Annotated in this window: 19 protein-coding genes; 11 read left to right on the top strand and 8 right to left on the bottom strand. The window is 73.1% G+C overall.

From position 1 onward, the window contains the following. Positions 1 to 47: 47 nt before the first annotated feature. A complete protein-coding gene (locus AB0P03_RS27565) occupies positions 48 to 761 on the bottom strand; it encodes an ABC transporter ATP-binding protein (RefSeq protein WP_363585671.1) in 714 nt (237 codons plus the stop codon). A 233-nt stretch (positions 762 to 994) separates the two neighbouring features. Here AB0P03_RS27565 and AB0P03_RS27570 point away from each other — a divergent pair, with 233 nt between their 5' ends. The 4 genes from AB0P03_RS27570 to AB0P03_RS27585 all read left to right on the top strand — a co-directional run bounded on the left by AB0P03_RS27570 (position 995) and on the right by AB0P03_RS27585 (position 5,445). After that, positions 995 to 2,446 (top strand): sensor domain-containing protein, encoded by a 1,452-nt coding sequence (locus tag AB0P03_RS27570; protein ID WP_363631426.1) that lies wholly within the window; start codon positions 995 to 997, stop codon positions 2,444 to 2,446. Further along, entirely contained in the window at positions 2,398 to 3,045 is a 648-nt protein-coding gene (locus AB0P03_RS27575) for a response regulator transcription factor (RefSeq protein ID WP_363585673.1), read from the top strand. The genes AB0P03_RS27570 and AB0P03_RS27575 overlap by 49 nt, the downstream gene beginning before the upstream one ends. 325 nt (positions 3,046 to 3,370) lie before the next feature. After that, entirely contained in the window at positions 3,371 to 4,411 is a 1,041-nt protein-coding gene (locus AB0P03_RS27580; RefSeq protein ID WP_363631428.1) for a 2-oxoglutarate and iron-dependent oxygenase domain-containing protein, read from the top strand. A 278-nt stretch (positions 4,412 to 4,689) separates the two neighbouring features. After that, the gene (locus AB0P03_RS27585; protein WP_363625264.1) at positions 4,690 to 5,445 is read left to right on the top strand and encodes a MerR family transcriptional regulator; all 756 of its coding nucleotides are present in this window, start codon (positions 4,690 to 4,692) and stop codon (positions 5,443 to 5,445) included. Between the two features lie 187 nt (positions 5,446 to 5,632). Here AB0P03_RS27585 and AB0P03_RS27590 read toward each other — a convergent pair whose 3' ends face one another. From AB0P03_RS27590 to AB0P03_RS27605, 4 genes are read right to left on the bottom strand one after another with little or no spacing between them, the layout of a single operon-like run. Continuing rightward, positions 5,633 to 7,825 (bottom strand): 3-hydroxyacyl-CoA dehydrogenase NAD-binding domain-containing protein, encoded by a 2,193-nt coding sequence (locus AB0P03_RS27590; protein WP_363631430.1) that lies wholly within the window; start codon positions 7,823 to 7,825, stop codon positions 5,633 to 5,635. A gap of 38 nt (positions 7,826 to 7,863) precedes the next feature. After that, a complete protein-coding gene (locus tag AB0P03_RS27595; RefSeq protein ID WP_363631431.1) occupies positions 7,864 to 9,078 on the bottom strand; it encodes an acetyl-CoA C-acetyltransferase in 1,215 nt (404 codons plus the stop codon). Positions 9,079 to 9,118: 40 nt separating this feature from the next. Then, positions 9,119 to 10,261: an acyl-CoA dehydrogenase family protein gene (locus tag AB0P03_RS27600; RefSeq protein ID WP_363585678.1), complete on the bottom strand. Its 1,143-nt coding sequence runs from the start codon at positions 10,259 to 10,261 to the stop codon at positions 9,119 to 9,121. A 2-nt stretch (positions 10,262 to 10,263) separates the two neighbouring features. Continuing rightward, on the bottom strand, positions 10,264 to 11,436 hold the full coding sequence (locus AB0P03_RS27605) for a CaiB/BaiF CoA-transferase family protein (protein WP_363585679.1): 1,173 nt from the start codon (positions 11,434 to 11,436) through the stop codon (positions 10,264 to 10,266). A 212-nt stretch (positions 11,437 to 11,648) separates the two neighbouring features. On the opposite strand from AB0P03_RS27605, the gene AB0P03_RS27610 reads away from it, so the two are divergent. From AB0P03_RS27610 to AB0P03_RS27625, 4 genes are all read left to right on the top strand, one after another. Beyond that, the gene (locus tag AB0P03_RS27610) at positions 11,649 to 12,110 is read left to right on the top strand and encodes a hypothetical protein (RefSeq protein WP_363631432.1); all 462 of its coding nucleotides are present in this window, start codon (positions 11,649 to 11,651) and stop codon (positions 12,108 to 12,110) included. Between the two features lie 58 nt (positions 12,111 to 12,168). Beyond that, positions 12,169 to 14,289 (top strand): hypothetical protein, encoded by a 2,121-nt coding sequence (locus AB0P03_RS27615; RefSeq protein WP_363631433.1) that lies wholly within the window; start codon positions 12,169 to 12,171, stop codon positions 14,287 to 14,289. Positions 14,290 to 14,294: 5 nt separating this feature from the next. Beyond that, the gene (locus tag AB0P03_RS27620) at positions 14,295 to 15,377 is read left to right on the top strand and encodes a hypothetical protein (RefSeq protein WP_363631435.1); all 1,083 of its coding nucleotides are present in this window, start codon (positions 14,295 to 14,297) and stop codon (positions 15,375 to 15,377) included. Between the two features lie 91 nt (positions 15,378 to 15,468). Next, positions 15,469 to 16,014: a GNAT family N-acetyltransferase gene (locus tag AB0P03_RS27625; protein ID WP_363631437.1), complete on the top strand. Its 546-nt coding sequence runs from the start codon at positions 15,469 to 15,471 to the stop codon at positions 16,012 to 16,014. Positions 16,015 to 16,074: 60 nt separating this feature from the next. Here AB0P03_RS27625 and AB0P03_RS27630 read toward each other — a convergent pair whose 3' ends face one another. Both AB0P03_RS27630 and AB0P03_RS27635 read right to left on the bottom strand, forming a co-directional pair. After that, positions 16,075 to 16,458, bottom strand: coding sequence for a DUF5955 family protein (locus AB0P03_RS27630; RefSeq protein ID WP_363631439.1), 384 nt, complete (start codon positions 16,456 to 16,458; stop codon positions 16,075 to 16,077). 25 nt (positions 16,459 to 16,483) lie between these two features. Beyond that, the gene (locus AB0P03_RS27635; RefSeq protein ID WP_363631441.1) at positions 16,484 to 18,265 is read right to left on the bottom strand and encodes a hypothetical protein; all 1,782 of its coding nucleotides are present in this window, start codon (positions 18,263 to 18,265) and stop codon (positions 16,484 to 16,486) included. 617 nt (positions 18,266 to 18,882) lie between these two features. Here AB0P03_RS27635 and AB0P03_RS27640 point away from each other — a divergent pair. The 3 genes from AB0P03_RS27640 to AB0P03_RS27650 all read left to right on the top strand — a co-directional run bounded on the left by AB0P03_RS27640 (position 18,883) and on the right by AB0P03_RS27650 (position 20,623). Continuing rightward, positions 18,883 to 19,656, top strand: coding sequence for a histidine kinase (locus AB0P03_RS27640; protein WP_363631442.1), 774 nt, complete (start codon positions 18,883 to 18,885; stop codon positions 19,654 to 19,656). After that, positions 19,653 to 19,781, top strand: coding sequence for a hypothetical protein (locus tag AB0P03_RS27645; protein ID WP_363631444.1), 129 nt, complete (start codon positions 19,653 to 19,655; stop codon positions 19,779 to 19,781). Before AB0P03_RS27640 ends, AB0P03_RS27645 begins: the two co-directional genes overlap by 4 nt. 194 nt (positions 19,782 to 19,975) lie before the next feature. After that, on the top strand, positions 19,976 to 20,623 hold the full coding sequence (locus tag AB0P03_RS27650; RefSeq protein WP_363371201.1) for a Pr6Pr family membrane protein: 648 nt from the start codon (positions 19,976 to 19,978) through the stop codon (positions 20,621 to 20,623). An 86-nt stretch (positions 20,624 to 20,709) separates the two neighbouring features. Here the strand turns inward: AB0P03_RS27650 and AB0P03_RS27655 are convergent, their stop codons facing one another. Beyond that, positions 20,710 to 21,084, bottom strand: coding sequence for a toxin Doc (locus AB0P03_RS27655; RefSeq protein WP_363625242.1), 375 nt, complete (start codon positions 21,082 to 21,084; stop codon positions 20,710 to 20,712). Positions 21,085 to 21,098 lie beyond the last annotated feature (14 nt).

Below are 21,098 nucleotides of genomic sequence, written 5' to 3' on the forward strand. Positions count from 1 at the left end.
CTCCGGCCGGGGGCACCCCCACCACTCGCTCATCGCGCACCGCTCGCTCATCGCGCACCGCCGGGGGCCGGCACGGCCGCCGTGTCCCGGACCAGCCGGCCGTCGAGCAGTTCGATGGTCCGGTCGGCGCAGGCCTCGGCGAGCGCGGTGTCGTGGGTGACCAGCAGGATCGTCTGGCCCTCCGCGTTGAGCCCCCGGAGCAGGTCGCGGACGTCGGCGGCCGAGGCGGTGTCCAGCGCCCCGGTCGGCTCGTCGGCGAGCAGCAGCGGCGGGCGGTTCATCAAGGCCCGCGCCACCGCGACGCGTTGGCGCTCGCCGCCGGAGAGCCGACCGGGGAAGGCCTTGGCGTGCCGGGCCACCCCGAGCCGCTCCAGCAGCTCGCCGGCCCGGACCCGGGCCGGCTCCCGCCGCATCCCGGCGAGCTGGGCCGGGAGCAGCACGTTGTCCTCGACGTTCAGGTCGTCCAGCAGGTTGAAGAACTGGAACACCATGCCGATCCGCTTCCGCCGGTACTCGGCCAGGGCGGCCTCGCCGAGCTCGTGGACGGCCACGCCGTCCACCTCGACGGCGCCCTCGCTCGGGCGGTCGAGGCCGGCGACCAGGTTCAGCAGGGTGGACTTGCCGCTGCCCGAGCGGCCGAGCACGGCCAGCGCCTCGCCGGCCCGGACCTCCAGGTCGAGCCCGGCCAGCGCGGGGTGGGCGGCGTCGGATCGGTCGTACGTCTTGCTGACGCCGCGGATCCGGATGATCGGCGCGTTCACGGGCCCTCCACGATTCGAGGTCCGGCGCCGGAAGTCCGGGCCGGCTGACGGGACATGACGCTACGAATCCGGGGCGGGGCGCGGACAGCCGTCTGGACGGCCTCTCGGGGGTGTATCCAGGTACACCCCGGATTGGGGGCGCAGACCTAGAGCGCCGCACGTCACGGCGCGGCAGACTGACGCCGGATGATCAACCGGGGCCGCGGGGCCACCGACCGGAGGGGAGGCGCGGGATGAGGACGAGCGCAGTGTCCAGGGCCGTCGCGCAGCTGGAGGGGGCCGTCGTGGCCGGCGTGCGGGCGCTCTACATGGTCACGTTGGCCGTCACGGGGCTGATGGCGCTGCTGGCCGGGCCGGTCCTGCTGGCCGCCGCCCTGCTCGGCCCCGACGACACCGAGCCATTCGCCCACGGTCCGGGCGGGCCGCTGATCCTGCTGGTGCCGCTGGCGCCGGTCGCCCTCTGGGCGCTCTGCTGGGCCACCGGGGGCGGCGGCCGGGCGGCCGGGGCCGTCCTGTTCGCGCCGGGCTCGCTCGCGCTGATGGCCACCGACCTCTACGGCGGCGCCCCGCCCGGCGGCCGGTCCGGATCCCTCTGCCTGGGGCCGGCGATGCTGGTGCTCGGCCTGCTCGGCACGCGCTGGATCGCGACGGAGAACCGGCGGATCGTCGGCCGGTGGAGCGGCCGGCCGATCCCGGTGCCGTACCACCGCGTCGACGCCGGGCCGTGGCAGCGACTGCGCGCCGGCGGCTGGCTGACCGATCCGGCGACGTGGCGGGACCTCCTCTGGGTGCTCGTCTCCGGCTGCGCCATCCCGATCACCGCCGTGATCGTCGTGCTGACCCCGATCGCCCTCCAGGTGCTCGGCCGGAACGGGCCGTTCCTCCCGCTGGGGCCCCTCTACCTGATGGGGCTCTACATCTCCCCGCTGGCCGCCCTGTGGGCCGCGCCGCCGGTCCTGCGGGTGCACGAGCGGGCCGCCCGCGCCCTGCTCGGCCCGTCCCGACGGAGCGAACTCGCCCGCCAGGTCAGTCATCTGGCCCGGACCAGGGCGGACACCATCGACGCCGGGGCGGCCGAACTGCGCCGGATCGAGCGGGACCTGCACGACGGGGCGCAGGCCCGGCTGGTCGCCCTGGGCATGCTGCTGACCGTGGCCGAGCAGGTGAAGGACGACCCGAAGGCCCTGCAACCCCTGCTGGTCGAGGCCCGGATGTCCTCGGTCAAGGCCCTGAGCGAGCTGCGCGACCTGGTCCGGGGCATCCATCCGCCGGTGCTCGCCGACCGAGGCCTGGCCGACGCGGTCGAGGCGACCGCGCTGGACCTCCCGCTGCCGGTCACCTTCACCGGCGGGTTGCCCGGCCGGGCGCCCGCTCCGGTGGAGTCCGCCGTCTACTTCGCGGTGAGCGAGCTGCTGGCCAACGTGGTGAAACACGCCGGCGCCTCGCACGTGTGGATCGAGATAGGGCACAGTGGCGGGCTGCTGCGGATATCGGTCACCGATGACGGGCGCGGTGGCGCCAACCCGTCCCGGGGGACCGGCCTCAGCGGAACCGAACGCCGACTGGCCGCCTTCGACGGGGTGCTCGCGATCAGCAGCCCATCCGGTGGCCCGACCATTGTGAACCTGGAGATCCCGTGCGCGTTGTCATCGCCGAAGACCTCTTCCTCCTCCGGGACGGCCTGACTCGGCTGCTGGAGGCCAGCGGCATGGAGGTCACCGCGGCGGTCGAGACCGGCGACGAACTGCTCGCCGCAGTGGCCGCCGACCGGCCGGACATCGCCGTGGTCGACGTCCGGCTGCCGCCCGGCTTCACCGACGAGGGGCTGCGGGCGGCGCTGGCCGCCCGCCAGGCGCACCCCGGGCTGCCCGTCCTGGTGCTGTCGCAGTTCGTGGAGCAGTTGTACGCGCGCGAGCTGCTGGCCGGCAGCACCGGCGGGATCGGCTACCTGCTGAAGGACCGGGTGCTGGACGGCGCCCAGTTCATCGACGCGGTGCAGCGGGTCTCCCGGGGCGGCACCGTGATGGACCCGGAGGTGATCACCCGGCTGCTCGCCCACAACTCCTCGGCCGGCCCGGTCTCCACCCTCTCCCCGCGCGAGCGGCAGGTGCTGGCGCTGATGGCCGAGGGGCGCTCCAACGCGGCGATCGCCCAGCAGTTGGTGATCACCGAGCGGGCCGTCGCCAAGCACACCGCGTCGATCTTCGTCCGGCTCGACCTCCAGCCCTCCGACGACGACAACCGCCGCGTCCTGGCCGTGCTGGCCTACCTCAACAACGGCTGAGAGGGGCGACACACGAAGGCTTTCCACCCTTGAAGGGCCACTGCCAAGTGAGAGGCAGCCCTCCGCCGCAGGGGGCTCGCCCGCTCCGGTCAAGGTCATCTACGCTGGTGACGTGCTCATCCTTGTTCGCCGTCGCCACGTGGACCTGCTCCGCGTGACAAGCATGTCCTGTCGACGCTCCAGCTGAACCTCGCGCCACCACCCTCAAGGGCAGCCTCCACCCGGCCGCCTCCGCCTCCCGGCTCCCGGAGCACCCGCCGCACCAGGCGGCCACTCCGGCCATCCCCCGGTCGATCACCGGGACCGGCCGGGACGAGACCAGCGGATGTCACACATGTCGCAGCAGTACACCCCCATATCCGACTCCCTCCCGGTGATCGACCTCTCGCTCGCCGACGGCGGCCCGGACGACCGCCGCCGGCTGCACGACGAACTCCGTGCCGCGGCCACCGACGTCGGGTTCTTCCAGCTCGTCGGCCACGGCATCACCCCGGAGGAGACGGCCGCGCTCGCCGACGCGATGCGCGCCTTCTTCGCCCTCCCCGAGGCCGACCGGCTCGCCGTGAGCAACCTCAACTCCCCCCACTACCGCGGCTACACCCGCACCGGCGACGAGCGCACCGGCGGCAGCCAGGACTGGCGCGACCAGCTGGACATCGGCGCCGAGCTGCCCCCGCACGTCCCCGGCACCGACGAGCCCCCGTACTGGTGGCTGGAGGGCCCCAACCAGTGGCCCGCTGCGCTCCCCGAGCTGCGCACCGCCGCGCTCGGCTGGATCGACCACCTCAGCGGCACCGCCCGCCGACTGCTGCACGAGCTCCTCACCGCGATCGGCGCCCGCCCCGACTTCTACGACGAGGCCTTCGCCGGCCACCCCCACCTGCGGCTCAAGCTGGTCCGCTACCCCGGTACCGCTCCGAACGGCGCCGGCCAGGGCGTCGGTGCCCACAAGGACTACGGCTTCATCACGCTGCTGCTCCAGGACACCGTCGGCGGCCTCCAGGTCGAGCGCCCGGACGGCACCTTCCTGGAGGTCCCGCCGATGCCGGGCGCCTTCGTCGTCAACCTCGGCGAGCTGCTGGAGGTGGCCACCGACGGCTACCTCAAGGCCACCAACCACCGCGTGGTCAGCCCGGTCGGCGCCCGCGAGCGCTTCTCCGTCCCGTTCTTCTACAACCCCCGTCTCGACGCCCACATCGAGCCGCTGGACTTCCCGTTCGCCCGGCACGCCCCCGGCGCCACCGAGGATCCGGACAACCCGCTGTTCGCCGAGTTCGGCCTCAACGAGTGGAAGGGCTACACGAGGGCCCATCCCGAGGTCACCCGCCGCCACCACGCCGACCTGGCCGACGCCGCCTCCCGGTAGCCCCACGCCGCGGAGGCCGGGACCAGCCGCGCCACAGCGCAGGAGCAGCGCCGGTCAGAGCAGGCTCCGGCCAGAAGCGGCGCCGCCAGAGTCACCGGCACCCCGAGTCCGCCCCCGCCGCTCCCCAGCGGCGGGGGCGGACTCACGTGCGCGGCGGGCCGCCGTCGCCGGTGGACCAGCCGGTGGACCAGCCGCTGGACCAGCCGGTGGACCAGGGGGACGGGCACTGTCACACTGCTGCTGTCACAGTGGAAGTGTGCCAGTGCAGGAGGCGGCAGATGGGGGAGCGCGGGGCCGTGGGAGACGGGGGCGGTGTGCGGCTGACGGTCGACGAACTGGCGGCGCGGGCCGGGGTGACGGTCCGGACGGTGCGGTTCTACGGGACGAAGGGCCTGCTGCCACCACCGGAGTTGGGGCCGCGCCGGGTCGGGCTGTACGGGGCGGCGCACCTGGACCGGCTGGAGCTGATCGAGGAGTTGCAGCGCCAGGGGCTGACGTTGGCCGCGATCGAGCGGTACCTGTCCCGGCTGCCGGAGGACAGCACGCCGCTGGACCTGGCGATCCACCGGGCGCTGGTGGCGTCCTGGACGCCCGAGGCGGCGGAGGAACTGGGCCGGGCGCAGTTGGAGCGGCGGGCCGGGCGGGGGCTGTCGGAGGAACAGGTGCAACGCCTGGTCGCGATGGGGGCGTTGGAGCGGACGGCCGATCCGGAGCTGTTCCGGGTGGATCCGGGCCTGCTGCCGCTGGGGGTGCGGATCCTGGACGTGCCGATCCCGCTGGAGACGCTGCTGGCCGCGCGGGCGGTGGTGCTGGAGCACAGCCGGGCGACGGCCCGGGAGTTGCAGCGGCTGTTCCGGGAGACGGTGTGGCGGCCTTACCGGGAGAGCGAGCCGGCGCCGGACGAGCTCGCCCGGATGAGGGCGCTGACGGACCACATCCAGCCGATGGTGGCGCAGGCACTGGTCACGGCGTTCCAGCGCTCGCTGCGGGAGGAACTCGGCGAGGAACTGCGGGAGGACTCGGCGGGGAGCTGAGCGGGAAGCTGAGCAAGGAACTCGGCGAGGAACTGCGGGAGGACTCGGCGGGGAGCTGAGCGGGAAGCTGAGCAAGGAACTCGGCGAGGAGCTGAGCGGGAAGCTGAGCAAGGACCTGGGCGGGCAACCGCAGGAGGAGCCGGGTGGGGCCGTCCGGCACCCGGCCCCACCCGCTCAGGCCTGACGGTCAGTCGGTGAAGGTACGCCCCTCCGCCGCGATCCGCTCCAGCAGCGCCGGCGGCGCGAACCGTTCGCCGTAGGCGGCGGCGAGTTCGCGGGCCCGGGCCGCGAAGCCGACCGGGCCGCCCTCGTACCCGTTGATGTACTGGAACACGCCGCCCGTCCAGGCCGGGAAGCCGATGCCCAGGATGGAGCCCACGTTGGCGTCGGCGACCGAGGTCAGCACGCCCTCCTCCAGGCAGCGCACCGAGTCCAGCGCCTCGCTGAACAGCATCCGCTCCTTGAGGTCCTCGAAGAGGAGGTCCTCGAAGGGGACGTCCGCGGCCGGCTCGCCGAAGTGCTCGCGCAGCCCCGGCCAGAGCCGCCCGCGCTTGCCGTCCTCGCCGTACTCGTAGAAGCCGGCGCCGCCGCTGCGCCCGGGGCGGCCGAACTCGTCGACCATCCGGTCGACCACCGCGTCGGCCGGGTGGGGCGTCCAGCCGCCGCCGGCGGCCTCGACCGCGCGCCGGTACTCGTCGCGGATCTTGCGCGGCAGGGTGAGGGTGAGCTCGTCCATCAGCGAGAGCACCTTGGCCGGGTAGCCGGCCTGGGCGGCGGCCTGCTCGATGCTGGCCGGGGGGACGCCCTCGCCGACCATGGCGACGCCCTCGTTGAGGAACTGGCCGATGACCCGTGAGGTGAAGAAGCCGCGCGAGTCGTTGACCACGATCGGGGTCCGGTCGATCTGCCGGACCAGGTCGAAGGCGCGGGCGAGGGCCTCGTCGCCGGTCTGCGGGCCGCGGATGATCTCGACCAGGCGCATCTTGTCGACCGGGGAGAAGAAGTGCAGCCCGATGAAGTCCGCGGTGCGCTCGACGCCTTCGGCGAGCAGCCCGATCGGCAGGGTGGAGGTGTTGGAGCAGAGCAGCGCGTCGGGGGCGAGGACGCCCTCGACCTCCTGGAACACCTTGTGCTTGAGCTCGGTGTTCTCGAAGACGGCCTCGATCACCGCGTCGCAGCCGGCCAGGTCCGCGGCCTCGGCGGTGGGGGTGATCCGGGCGAGCAGCGCGTCCCGCTTGGCCTCGGTGGAGCGGCCGCGGGCGATCGCCTTGTCCAGCAGCCCGGCGGAGTAGGCCTTGCCGCGTTCGGCGGCGGCCATGCTCACGTCCTTGAGCACGACCTCGATGCCGGCCTTGGCGCAGGTGTAGGCGATGCCCGCGCCCATCATCCCGGCGCCGAGCACGGCGACCTTGCGGACGAGTCGCTTCTCGACGCCCTGGGGGCGGCCGGCGCCGGAGTTGACCGCCTGGAGGTCGAAGAACAGCGCCTGGATCATGTTCTTGCTGGTCTGTCCGCAGGCGAGCTCGGTGAAGTAGCGGGCCTCGATCGCCATCGCGGTGTCGATGTCGACCTGGGCGCTCTCCACGGCGGCGGCCAGGATGTTGCGCGGGGCCGGGTAGGGCGCGCCGTTCAGCTGCTTGCGCAGGTTGGCCGGGAAGGCGGGCAGGTTGGCGGCGAACGCCGGGTTCGCCGGGGTGCCGCCGGGGATCTTGTGGCCCTTGACGTCCCAGGGCTGGACGGCGGTCGGGTTGGCCTCGATCCAGGCCCGCGCCCGGGCGGTCAACTCCTCCGGGTTGGCCACGAGTTCGTGGACCAGCCCGTGTTCCAGGGCCTGCGCCGGGCGGTACTGGCGGCCCTCCAGGAGGAACTTCAGCAGGGCGTCGGTGATGCCGAACAGCCGTACCGTGCGGACCACTCCGCCGCCGCCCGGCAGCAGGCCGAGGGTGACCTCGGGCAGGCCGAGCCGGCTGGCGGGGTTGTCCAGGGCGATCCGGTGGTGGCAGGCGAGGGCGATCTCCAGGCCGCCGCCGAGCGCGCTGCCGTTGACGGCGGCGACGACCGGCTTGCCGAGGGTCTCCAGCCTGCGCAGCGCGCGCTTGATCCGCTGGGACTTCTCGAAGACGGCGGCGGCGTCCTCGGGGCGGGCGGCGGAGAGCAGCCGGAGGTCTCCCCCGGCGAAGAAGGTCTTCTTCCCGGAGGTGACGACGACGCCGCGCAGCCCGTCGGCGGCGGCGAGGCCGGCCAGCCGGTCGACGACGGCATCGAGGTCGGCGGTGAAGGCCTCGTTCATGGTGTTGACGGACTGGGTCGGGTCGTCGAGGACGAGGGTGACCACGCCGTCCTGGTCCTGCTCCCAGCGGATGGTGGTGGTGTCGCTCATGAGTTCAGGGTCTCCGAGGGGATCCGAGGGACAGTGGGTCAGATGCGCTCGACGATGGTGGCGACGCCCATGCCGCCGCCCACGCAGAGGGTGATCAGGCCGTAGCGCAGGTCGCGCCGCTCCAACTCGTCGATCACGGTGCCGAGCAGCATCGCGCCGGTGGCGCCGAGCGGGTGGCCGAGGGCGATCGCGCCGCCGTTGACGTTGACCTGCTCGGGCCGGAAGCCCAGTTCGCGGATGAAGCGCAGGGCGACCGCCGCGAAGGCCTCGTTGATCTCGACCAGGTCGATGTCGGCGGCGGTGAGCCCGGCCTTGGCGAGCGCCTTGCGGGTGGCCGGGGCGGGGCCGGTGAGCATGACGGTGGGCTCGGAGCCGGAGACGGCGGCGGAGACGATCCGGGCGCGCGGGCGCAGCCCGTACCGCTCGCCGATCTCCCGGCTGCCGATGGCGACGAGCGCGGCGCCGTCGACGATGCCGGAGGAGTTGCCGGCGTGGTGGACGTGGTCGATGGCCTCGACCCAGTGGTACTTCTGCAGGGCGACGGCGTCGAAGCCGCCGGCCTCGCCGATGCCGGCGAAGGAGGGCTTGAGGCCGGCCAGGGTCTCGACGGTGGTGCCGGGACGGATGAACTCGTCGCGCTCCAGCACGACCAGGCCGTTGCGGTCGCGGACCGGGACCACCGAGCGGTCGAACAGGCCGTCCGCCTGCGCCTTGGCGGCGCGGGCCTGGGATTCGGCGGCGAAGGCGTCCACGTCGGTGCGGGAGAAGCCCTCGATGGTGGCGATCAGGTCGGCGCCGATGCCCTGCGGGACGAAGTTGGTCTCGTACGCGGTCATCGGGTCCGCGAACCAGGCGCCACCGTCGGAGGCCATCTTGACCCGGGACATCGACTCGACGCCGCCGGCCAGGATGAGGTCCTCCCAGCCCGAACGGACCTTGGCGGCGGCCAGGTTGACGGCCTCCAGGCCAGAGGCGCAGAAGCGGTTCTCCTGGACGCCGGCCACCGTGTCGGGCAGGCCGGCCGCGATGGCCGCGATCCGGGCGATGTCGGAGCCCTGGTCACCGACCGGGCTGACCACGCCGAGCACGATGTCGTCGATCGCCGCCGGGTCCAACTCCGGGTGCCGGTTGCGCAGTTCGTGGATCAGGCCGACGACGAGGTCGATCGGCTTGGTGCCGTGCAGCGAGCCGGTGGCCTTGCCCCGGCCGCGCGGGGTGCGGATCGCGTCGTAGACGTACGCTTCGGTGGTCACGGTCAAACGCCTTTCGGGGCAGGGGGTTTCGCGGGAGGTCTCAGCCGAGGACGGACCGGCCGACGATCTCCTTCATGATCTCGGTGGTGCCGCCGTAGATGGTCTGGATCCGGCCGTCGGTGAACGCCCGGGCGACCGGGAACTCGCTCATGTACCCGTACCCGCCGTGCAGCTGGAGGCAGCGGTCGGCGGTGCGCTTCTGCAGTTCGGTGGCCCACCACTTGGCCATCGAGGCGTCCACCGGGGTGAGCGCGTAGCGGTTGTGCTCGGTGATGCAGCGGTCGACGAAGGCCCGGGTGACGGCGCACTCGGTGGCGAGTTCGGCGATCTCGAAACGCACGTGCTGGAGCTTGGCCAGCGGGCGGCCGAAGGCCTCGCGCTGCTTGACGTAGTCGGTGGTGATCTCGACCAGGTACTCGGCGCCGGCGATCGCCGCGGCCGCGATGGTCAGCCGCTCCTGGGCGAGGTTCTGCATCAGGTGGACGAAGCCGCCGTTGAGCTCGCCGAGCAGGTTCGCCTTCGGCACCCTGACGTCCTCGAAGAACAACTCGGCGGTGTCCTGGGCCTTCTGGCCGATCTTGTCCAGGTTGCGGCCGCGCTCGAAGCCGGGCGTGCCGCGCTCGACCACCAGCAGGCTCAGCCCGTGCGCGCCGCCCTCGGGGGTGGTGCGGGCGACCACGACCACCAGGTCGGCGAGGATGCCGTTGGAGATGAAGGTCTTGGCGCCGTTGAGCAGGTAGTGGTCGCCCCGGTCGACGGCCTGGGTGCGGATGCCCTGGAGGTCGGAGCCGGTGCCGGGCTCGGTCATCGCGATCGCGGTGATCAGCTCGCCGCTGCAGAAGCCGGGCAGCCAGCGGCGCTTCTGCTCCTCGGTGGCGAGCGAGGTGAGGTAGGGGCCGATGATGTCGTTGTGCAGGCCGACGGCCAGCCCGGAGGCGCCGGCCCGGGCGAACTCCTCGGCCAGCACGGCGGCGTAGCGGAAGTCCGGGGCGCCCCCGCCGCCGTACTCCTCGGGGACGGCCATCCCGAGCAGGCCCTGGCGGCCGGCCGCCAGCCAGGCGGAGCGGTCGACGATGCCGGCCTTCTCCCAGCGGTCGTAGTGCGGCAGCACCTCCTTGGCGAGGAAGGCCCGCACGGCGGCCCGGAAGTCCTCGTGCTGCTCGGTGAAGATCTCGCGCTGCAACGCTACGCTCCTTGTCCTGCATCGGAGTTGAGGGACGGGACGGCCCAGTCGCGGGCCACTTCGGCGGTGTCCGCGCCCGGCCGGGCCGGCGGGCGGCGCAGCGTGCCGGGGGTGGCGGAGAAGCGCGGGGCCGGGGCGGGCTGGGTGACGCCGCCCGCCTCGACATAGGTGCCGCGCGCCAACAGGTGTTCCTCCCGGGCTGCCTGACGCAGCGTCAGCACCGGTTCCACGCAGGCGTCGGACCCGGCGAAGACGGCCTCCCACTCGGCCCTGGTCCGGGTGGCGAAGCGGTCGGCGATCAGGGCCCGCAGTTCGGGCCAGCGGGCCAGGTCGTACTGCCCGGGTGCCTGCGGGCCGAGGTCCAGCAGGCGGGCGAACTCGGCGTAGAACTGCGGTTCCAGCGCCCCCACGGCCAGGTGTCCGCCGTCGGCCGCCCGGTAGACCGCGTAGAACGGCGCGCCGCCGTCCAGCAGGTTGGCGCCCCGGCGGTCCTGCCAGTGGCCGGCCGCGAGCAGCCCCCACAGCATGCTGGACAGGTGCGCCGCGCCGTCCACGATCGCGGCGTCGACGACCTGGCCGGCGCCGGTGCTCCTGGCGTGCTGCAGCCCGGCGAGCAGGCCGACGACCAGGTAGAGCGAGCCGCCCGCGTAGTCGCCCAGCAGGTTGGCCGGGATGCCGGGCGCCTCCTCGGGCCCGCCCGGCCCCGCGACCAGGCCGAGTACCCCGGCCACCGCCGCGTACCCGAGGTCGTGCCCGGCGCTGGCGGCGCGCGGGCCCTGCTGCCCCCACCCGGTCATCCGCCCGTACACCAGCGCCGGGTTGCGGGCCAGGCAGTCCTGCGGCCCGACCCCGAGCCGCTCCGCGACCCCGGGCCGGTAGCCCTCGATCAGCAGGTCCGCCCGCTCGACCAGGTCCAGCACCAGGCCGGGCCCCGCCGGGGACTTGAGGTCGACCAGCACCGACCGCTTGTTCCGGTTGGTCACGTCGTACGCCGGGTCGATGCCCAGCGGCGACGGATCCGGCCGGTCCACCCGCACCACGTCGGCGCCCAGGTCGGCCAGCAGCATCGCCGCGAACGGCCCCGGCCCGATCCCCGCGAGCTCGACCACCCGCACCCCCGCCAACGGGCCGGGGCCGGCGGCCGTGGCGCCCGGCGGACTGCTCGTGTCACGCACTGGCTGCAGAACCCTTCTGGGTTTGACAGTAAAGCTGTAACACCCGTGATGATAGGGAAGCGACCCGCCGGTAACAAGACCTCCTCCCCCATCCACCCGCCGTGCGACCGCGAACACGGAGGGTGCGTCAGTGCACTGACGGAGGGCCCCTGTACCGTCGTCATGCCACAGGGGGGATTGACCCCTTCTCGACGAGAAGGAGTTGCACACACATGGTTAGCCCGTACTTCACCACCGGGCCGGTCTCGCCGGCCTCGGCTCCGGCACCCGGCTCGGCCAGGACCGCGCCGTACGCCCCACCCGTCCAGTCCGGTGGCGGCAACGTGCCCGCGCCCGTCCTCGCCCCGGGTCTGGTGACCACCCGGCTGGACGTCCCGCACGAACTCAACGCCTCGGCCGGGATGGCCCGACAGATCGCCACCGACCTCGACAACGCGAACGGCAAGGCCGGGCCCGGCGCACACGGCCTCACCGAGTACGCGAGCACCGCGGCGACCAGGATCCGCGGCTTCTCCTTCGGCGGCGCCCTCACCGGCTGCACCGAGCGCTGGATGCAGCAGTGCAAGGCCCTGCACAACACGCTCGGCAAGGCCGCCGGCAACCTCGACAGGACCGAGCAGTCCTACAGCGCCAACGAAGCCGCGACCGCCGCCGACCTCCGCGCGGGCCGCTAGGCCCTGTTTGGCCCCAGAAGAACAGCAGTTGGAAGACCAGAAGGGGGAACCCGGACACATGGTGTCCTTCAAGGAACTGCACGAGGCCGACTTCTCCGGGATCACCGACGCCGCCGAAGCCTGGGCCGGCGTCGCCAAGGCCCTCACCGCCCTGGACGGCCGGGTCGCCAAGGACCTCACCAGCACCGCGCAGCGGGCCGGTTGGAAGGGCGCGGCGGCCGACGACGCGACCAAGGTGCTCCAGACCGTCGACGGCGACTTCAAGCAGGCCTCGGCCGTCGCCACCGCCCTCGCCGCGATCATGAAGACCGCCGCCGAGGACTTCGCCGCCGCCCGCCGCGACCTCAACACGGCGATCCACGACGCCCAGAGCGACAACATGACCGTCGCCGCGGACGGCCAGGTCAACTGGACCCTGCCGAAGGAGACGAGGAACGACCCCGACGGCGAGAAGCTGGCTCAGACGCTCGCGGCCAAGGCCGAGGCCATCGCGGCCCGGCTGACGAAGGCCGTCGAGAAGGCCGACTCCGCCGACCAGCGGGCCACCGCCGCACTCCAGGGCGACATCGGCACCAGCACCACGGCCTTCAACCCCACGCCCTACGGCGGCGGCCCGATCGCCGACGCCAACCGGGCCAAGGACCTGATGGCCAAGGCCGGCAGCCTCAGCGATCCGCAGCTGAAGCAACTGCAGGACATCATGGCCGCCAACGCGGGCAACAAGGACTTCTCCACCACGCTGCTCAACGGCCTCGACTACGGCGGGAAGACCGGCCCGGACGCCCTGCTGGAGTACAGCAAGGTCTACGACGGCCTCGCCCACGGCAACCACAACGCCAAGGGCTACCAGGACGTCTACGGCAACCTGTCGGTGGTGCTCGCCACGGCCACCCATGACGGAGGAATGGGCAAGGCCTGGGAGGACGGCCTGCTGGCCGCCGCCCGCCGCCCGGGAGGCTCTGCGGCGGGGTTCAACGACAACTACCCGGCGATGACGGCGCTGATGGGGGCGAAGGGGACGTACGACAAGGCGTTCCTGCTCAAGGTCGGCAACGACCTGGTCGACTACGAGCGCACCAGCAAGGCCAAGGGCGAGGACCTCTGGGGCCCGAACTGGAACGGCCGGGTCGACCAGTCCGACCCGATGGGCGGTCTGATGAACGCGTTCAGCCGCAACCCCGAGGCGTCGAAGGACTTCTTCGACCCCGGGAAGAGCAAGAACCTGGACTACCTGCTGCACGACCGGAAGTGGCCCTTCCAGGGAAACGAGCAGAACGTTCCCGCCGACTTCACTCCCTCCCGTAGCGCATTCGGCTATGCCCTGGAGGCGGCCACGACCGGTCGGGACCCACACAGCGACCAACCGGTCGTCCGCCCGCACGACAAGGTCATGTCGCAGATCATGGACGAGACGATGAAGTCGTTCGCGGGCGCCGGCCCCGGGGACAAGACGTCCCTTCCGGCCGGACTCCGTCGGCCGATGGCCGACATGATCGCCGACTACGCTGCGGACACGCACGAGATCCTCGGCAAGGACCTGTACGGCGCGTCCCAGCCGGACGGGCTCACCGTCAACCGCGAGCAGCTGTTGCGCCTGATCCGAGGCACCGTCGAGGACCCGGCGGCATTCGCCGTCATCCAGCACGCCGAGACCCAGGAGATCGCCCGCCGCCTGGACGGGTACGGCCCCGACGCGGTGAAGCCCGATGCGACGGGTGGTGTGAACCACGGACTGGATGCCCTCGTCCACGAGTCCGGCAGGACGCTCGGCGCGCTCGACGCGGTGTACGCCGACTCCGTCGTCGACCACGCGGACTCCGCCAAGTCTGCCCAGGACTGGCAGGCGAAGATGAATTACCACCTGCTCGGCACACCCCTGAACTTGATTCCGGGTGTGGGCGACATCGCGCAGCGCTACGCCGATATCGGGACGGCCACCTACGCCGACGCCGCCAAGGCCAAGATCGACAGCAAGCTCCAGGACAACCTGAGCTCCCACTTCTCGGCAGGACAGCAGCAGCTGAAGGCGATGATCGACTACAAGCTGATCATGTCCGGAGTCGACCATCAGACCATGGACCTCGACGGGGGCGTGCCACAGCAGCTCCAGAGGACCGCGGGATCCGCCTACAACAACGGAATCGACACCACCTATCGCACCGTGTTCGGCAGGGCGTGAGGACTATGGAGACCAAGAGCAAGAGCAAGAGCGGGCGTCCCGACGACGCCGTAGGGCTGGCCGGCAGGGTCGACGCGGCACTCAATCGGCGCGGGTTCACCACGCGCGCCCTGCGGGTGCGGTTGACGGCGGTGCTGTTGGCATTCTCCCTCGCCCTGGCAGGGGCGGCGGGCTTCGCGCTGTACCGGCTGACGAACATCGGCGGGCCCGACAGCGTGTGCGACGGAGCGGCCACAGCGGAGCAGGTGCACGACCTGCTGGGGTCCGGACCGATGAGTGAGAACAAGAAGGGCTACTCGGCGACGAAGAACTCCACCGGGAACAGCTGCTCCGCCACGGTCAGCTCCGGCTTGTTCGAGACCTCCAAGAAGGTCGTGCGGTTCACCATCGTCCTCAACACCGCTGACGGCCCGGGCGCATTGGCCGCGTCGGATGCCCGGCTGTTCTCCGGCGAATCGGCCGGCTCGGTCACCCCGGGCGCCGCGTGGGCCGTGCTCCCCGAGGCGTGCCAGAAGGGCGTACGTGCCGAGGTGAGCACCAGCGAGGCGGGCCATGACGAGGCCAGGGCCCGCCTGGCCGTGGCCTTCGCCAACAGTGTGGCCAAGGCCCGCTCGTGCGCGAACCGGACACTTTCAGGACCGAAGAGCCTGTCGGCGAAGGCGGCCCAGACGGAACCGGACTGGGCCAACCTCTGCGGCCTGCCCGGGTTCGCACCCGCGAAGAACCCCGAGGCCCAGTGGCCCATGCCGCAGCAGGTCACCACCGCGTCCAACCCGATCTGGTCCTGCACGATCGGCGAGGACCCGAGGCACGACAGTCGGTCACAGGAATTCACGATCACCACCGAGCCGCGGGTCACCGCCCTAGCCCAGAAGGACGGCAAGGAGCCGTCCGAGTTCGGGCGAGCCAGCTGGGTCGCCGGCGGGACACTCGTCGCCACCTGTCAGGGCAAGGACGTCTTCTTCACCGTCAACGGCGGGTACGAGCACAGCCTCGAAAGGCCCTTCCTGTTCCCCGATCAGAAGGACCTGGTGCGCCAGTTCCTCACCGCCGGGGGCAAGGCGATCGGGTGTGAACCGATCCTGTAGCCGGGGCGGGTGGGCGGAAATGGTCGGGCGACTGTCGGGGTAATGGCCTATGGTGCGGTAGACCTATTACGCACGACACGGGGGAAGCGCCATGACCACCACCGGACACGCCACCGGACCCGCCACCCGCACGATCGTCACCGCCTCCGAGCGGCTGGTCCTCGGCCGGCCCCAGGAGGGGGACGTGGAGGCGGTGTTCGCGATCCACGGGGATCCGGAGACCAACCGCTACAACCCCAACGGGCCCCACCGCGACCGGGCGGCGAGCCAGGAGATGCTGGACGGCTTCGTCGCCGACTGGGCGCGGGACGGGGTGGGGTACTGCACCGTGTCCACCCGGGAGGAGCCGGAGGCGGTCATCGGGTTCGCCGGGCTCTACCTGCACACGCTGGACGGCGAGCGGGTGTTCAACCTCTACTACCGCTTCCGGCCGTCCGCCTGGGGCCTGGGCTACGCCGCCGAGGCGGCCCGGGCGGCGATGGCGGAGGCGCTGCCGCGCTTCCCCGGCGTGCCGGTGGTCGCGCTGATCCACCCGGACAACGTGCCGTCCCGCCGGCTCGCCGAACGGCTCGGGCTGCTGCCGGACCCGGACGGCCGCACCGACGACGAGGGCCGGCTGATCCACCGGACGGCCTGAGCCCAGGGGCCGGGCTGGGGAACCGGGCGAGCGGACGGGCGAGAGGCCAGAGGGCGGGCCTCAGAACCAGGGGGCGGCGGCCGAGGTCAGGGCCCGCAGGGCCTCGGTGAGGGCCGCCGCGGCCCCGAGGGCGCCGGTGAGCGTGAAGACGGCGCGCCCGACTCGGCCGCCGTCCGGCTGCCGGCCCTCAGGGGCGGCAGCCGCCAGCTCGTCGAGCGCCTGCCCGGCCACCTCCGCGGCGGCGGGCGGCAGTTCGTCCGGGGCGAGCGCCCGCAGCCGCTCGCGCAGCGCGTCCGCCGCCGCGAGCAGGGCGCGCAGTTCGGGTGCCTCGCCCGGGGTGGGGGCGGTCTGCTGGTGGGTGTACTCGGCGCGGGCGTGGCTGCCGCTCTGCACGATGCCCGTGACGTTCCCGGTGATGCTGATCCCGTGGCCGTCGTCGTTCACGCTGTTCCCCTGTTCCTGGTGCCGTTCAGTCCTGCCGGGTGCCGCCGACGCGCGGCGCCGGGGTGGTGAGCGTCCGGTACGAGGCGTTGGCCGCGTCCCCGGTCTGCACGACGCCGTGGACGTCGCCGTGCACCTGCACGCCGTTGTTGATCACCACGTGCTGCAACTGCTCCGCCCCGTCCGTCCGGTAGCCGTGGTCCCGCAGACAGTCGCGGACGGCCGACACGATCCGGGCCCTGACGCACTTCACGTACCGCTGGACGTCCATCTCCTGGAACAGTTGCTGGTACGCGCGCTCCGCTCCCAGCTCCCGGACGGACAGCGTGGGGCCGTGGTCGACCAGCCGGTTCTCCCGGCACATCCGGGCGTAGCGGAGCGCGTTGCGCCCGACGGCGCGCCGGCTGCGCGCGGCGCGGCGCAGCACGCCGACCGAGCCCGCCACCAGAGCGGGCAGCGCCGCGAGGGACGCCGCGCAGAGGCCGAGCCAGTCGCCGAGATCGGCGGGCGGGGCCGCGGTGTCGATCGCGTGGTAGGCACGCGCGATCGGCGGCAGCACGAAGGCCCTGCTCTCCAGGAACAGCTGCCCGCCCTGGAGTTGGGCCCGCACGAACACGGTGACGACGATCTCCTCGCGCCAGCCCGCGACCCGCACCGCCAGGTAGTGCCGCATCCGTTCCTCGGCGGCGAGGTCGACGCTCTCCACCCACCAGTGCTCCGGGTCCGGCCCGCCCCCGTTCAGCGCGGCGGCGCAGTGGGCCGCGTACGGGGCGAGGGCGGCGAACGCGGTGCCGGGGCCGTGGCCGCACCAGTCGGCGGCGGGGCCGAGGCGCTTGCCGCTCTTGAACACGAGGTCGTGCACGGCGATCCCGTGCAGGCGGTCGCCCGGGTAGGCGGGTGTGTCGGCGGCGCCGAGGCGGGCGAGTTCGGTGCGCAGCCGGGCGTGGACGGCCGGAACGGTCAACGCCCGTGCGGTGGCCGCCGGTTCCGCCTGGGCCTCGGGCAGCGGGTCGTCGGGCAGCAGGTCGTCGGCGAAGGACCAGTGGTCGATCTCGATCCCGGCGCCGACGAAGGGCGCGTAGTCGCTGTAGACGACGTCGGGGTCAGCCTGCTGCCGCGCGAGCCGCCGGTACAGGTCCTTGCGGAGGGGGTCCTCGGGGGCGGCGGCCCGGCCGGTGCCGAGCTCGTACAGCGTCTGTTCGAGCCGCCGCCGGCCGACCAGGGACACCGCGAACCAGACGGCCAGCAGGGCGGCGATCCAGTGCCACCCGAGCACCTCGACCGCGCCAAGCAGGCAGCCGACGGCCAGCCAGTTGCCGGTCCGGCGGCGCCGGGGCCGGTCGGACCGGATCAGCCAGGCCGCCACGAACACCAGGGGGACGGTCAGTTGCAGCAGCCAGAGCCGCAGCAGCACATCGAGCGCGTGCGGCACGTCGGCCTGACCGGACGCCATGAGGGAGACGGCGCCGCACACCGCGAGCACGGGCAGCACGGCCGCGGTCAGCAGGACCAGCACCGCCCGCCCCACCGCCTGCCGCCGCGCCGCGTAGCACTCCTTGAGCACCGCCGCCAGGTCGACCCCGGGGGTCGGCGGCGGTACCCGGTACGGGTGTTCGGCGAGTTCCTCGATCACCGCGTCCCGGAAGGCCGGGTCGAGGTGCGCCCCCGCCCGCAGGTAGGCGGTGGCGTCGCCGCGCGGCGCGCCGGTCTGGGCCTGGATGAGCTGCTGCAGCGGGTCGGGCACCGTCGGGGCGACCGGTGGCAGGTGCGGGTACCGGGGCGGCGGTACCGGTACGGACGGTTCGGCCATGGCGGTGTCCTCTCCCGTCCACCTGCGTGTCTCGTGAGGCGTGTGTCCGGGTCAACGACGCTCCCCCGGCCCGGGAGGAGGGTCGCAGGGCAAGATCCCCCTGGAGGGGGAGGGGGACCGTTCGCCGGGTTGACGCGTCGGCCCGGGGGGGCGGCGGGACCGTGGACGGCATGAGGACCAGGGAGGACGCGCGGCGCCGGCCCGGGCTACTGCCGGCCCCGTCGGCGGGCGCGGTGGCGCCGGCCGGACGGGCGGCCGCGGGCCGCGCACCCGCTGACGCAGGGTCACCCGGGTGAACACGGGGGCGGGCGGCCGGATGCGGCGGGCGGCGGGGGCGCTGCTGGGGCGGCGGGCCCGGCTGCGCTGGGTGCACCTGGTGCTGGGCGGCGCGCTGCTGATGCCGTACTGGCTGCTCTCGGTGGTGATGCTCGGGGCGCTCAACCCGGACCAGGGGCAACTGCGCCAGACGCTCCTACAGCTCACCGCGCTGTTCACCTCCCTGCCGATGGCCGCCGCCACCGCGCTGGTGCCGACCGTACGGGCGCTGGAGGGGGGCCGCGGCCCGGGCACTGTGCGGGGATCTCGCGAGGTACCGGGAGGGCCGCTTCCCCGGCTGGATGCTCACCGGCCCGGCGCTGGGCCTCGCCCTCCTGCTGCTGATCGTCGCCACCAGCGCCGGCTGCGGCGCCCTGCTGGCCCGCTGGGCGCCGGCCCTGCTCGGCCCGACCCCGGAGGAGCGGCTGGCCGCCGCCGAACGCCGGACCACCGTGCTCGCCCAGCGCAACCGGCTGGCCCGCGAACTGCACGACTCGGTCGGGCACGCGCTCAGCGCGGTCGGCATCCAGGCCTCGGCGGCCGCCCGGGTGCTGCGCACCGACCCGGACTTCGCCGCCGAGGCACTCCAGGCGATCGAGCGGACCACGCGAGCGGCCGTCGCCGAACTGGACGCCGTGCTCGGGCTGTTGCGCGAGGAGGAGGCCGACGCCGACCGGCCCGCCGGGCCGACGCTCGGCGGGCTGGACGACCTGCTGCGCCAACTCGCCCGCACCGGTGTGACGGTGAACGCCGAGCTGGCCCCGGGCCTGGCCCGGCTGCCCGCCGGGGTCTCCCGGGAGGCGTACCGGATCGTGCAGGAGGGCCTGACCAACGTGCTGCGGCACGCCGGGCCCGCGCCGGCCGGACTGCGGGTCGTCCTGGCCGGGGGCCGGTTGGAGATCGAACTCACCAACCCGCTGGGCCCCGCCCGCCCGAGCCGCCCTGGCGGCGGGCGCGGGCTGCGCGGGATCGGGGAGCGCGTGACCGCCCTGTGCGGCGGGAGCACGGCGGGGCCGAGCGAGTGCGGGACGACGTGGCGGCTGGCCGTCTGGCTGCCGGGGGGAGGGACACGATGAACGAGGACGACCACGGCGGGAGCGCGCACGGCGAGAACGCGCACGGCGAGAGCCGCGACGGGGCCCGCGACGGCATCCGCGTGGTGATCGCGGCGTACGAGTCGGGCTTCGTCCTGCCGGGTTGAGCCGAGGGGGACTCAGGGACTCAGGGCCTCAGGGGCCGGCAGGGCTGCGGAGTCCGGCGGGTCCAGCGGGTCCGGCGGGTCCGGCCCCGAGCAGGACCGTTTCTTCCGTCCCCCCGCTACCTGCGAGTAGAGTGCGGCGTTCCCCCTTAGCCGTCCGATACCTCCCGTATCGCCTGAAACGAACTGGTGGCCGCATGACAGTCCGGACCCGCCCCGCGCTGTGGTGGCGCATGGGCATCGTGCTCTCGGCGGGCCTCGGCCTGACCCTCGGAACCGCGCCGCTGGTGTTCTTCACCGTGCAGAGCAACGTCATCGTGCTCGGCTACTTCATCGGCGCCGTGTACTGGATGCTCAAGCGCGACACCGTGGACGCGCCCGCGCCCCGGCTGCGCGGCGCCGCCACCCTGTACATACTGATCACCGGGCTGGTCTCGCACGTCCTGCTCCAGCACGGCGCCAACCCGCTGCCCGGGCTGGTCAGCGGGCCGGACAAGCTCGCGCACTGGTCGTCGTTCTTCCTGCACTACGTGACGCCGGTGATGGTGATCGCCGACTGGCTGGTGCTGAAGCCGCGCAACGCGGCGGCCTGGAAGGACATCCCGCTCTGGCTGGCCTTCCCGCTCGGCTACGCGGCGATCGTGCTCGCCCGGAACGCGCTGTTCGACGACTACCCGACGCCCTACCCCTACTTCTTCTTCGACCCCACCACCAAGGGCTACGGCTACGTCTGGGGCCAGATAGCCCTGCTGACGGTCGAGTTCGTGGTGCTGGCCGCCGCCGTGGTCGGCCTGGACCGGCTGGGAACGCTGGTCGCGGGCAAGCTGAGGTCCGCCAAGTCCTGAATGCCCGGGCGCAGATGGCGCCCTTCCCGGGGTCGCCCTCTCCCGGGGGCTCCCTTCCCGGGTGACCGTCCGCGCGGCGGCCGGCCTCAGATCCGCCAGGAGCGGATCCGGTCGGCCGCCGCGAACACGTCCGCCCCGCCCGCCGCGATGTCGCGGGCCAGCTCGACCAGCGCCCCGTACGGCGGGTCGATGCCCTCCTTGGCCGCGTGCATGTACGCGGCCGTCGTCATGCAGGCGTACAGGTTGTTGCGCACCGGCAAGGGGCGCAGCAGCACGATGGTGTGCATCAGGGTGGCCGCGCACCAGGCGGCGTCGGCGTCGTGGCCGAGTTGCGCGGTGTTCACCCGGTGCCGGGCGACGGCGGCCTGGAGCGCGGAGTAGTCCCGCACGCTGAGGTCCTCCGGCGAGGCCAGCTCCTGCACGTCGAGCAGCCAGCGCAGGTCGACGTGGAGCGGCATCATCCCCGCACCCCCGC

This window comes from Kitasatospora sp. NPDC088779 (genome assembly GCF_040685395.1).
Classification (GTDB): Bacteria; Actinomycetota; Actinomycetes; order Streptomycetales; family Streptomycetaceae; genus Kitasatospora.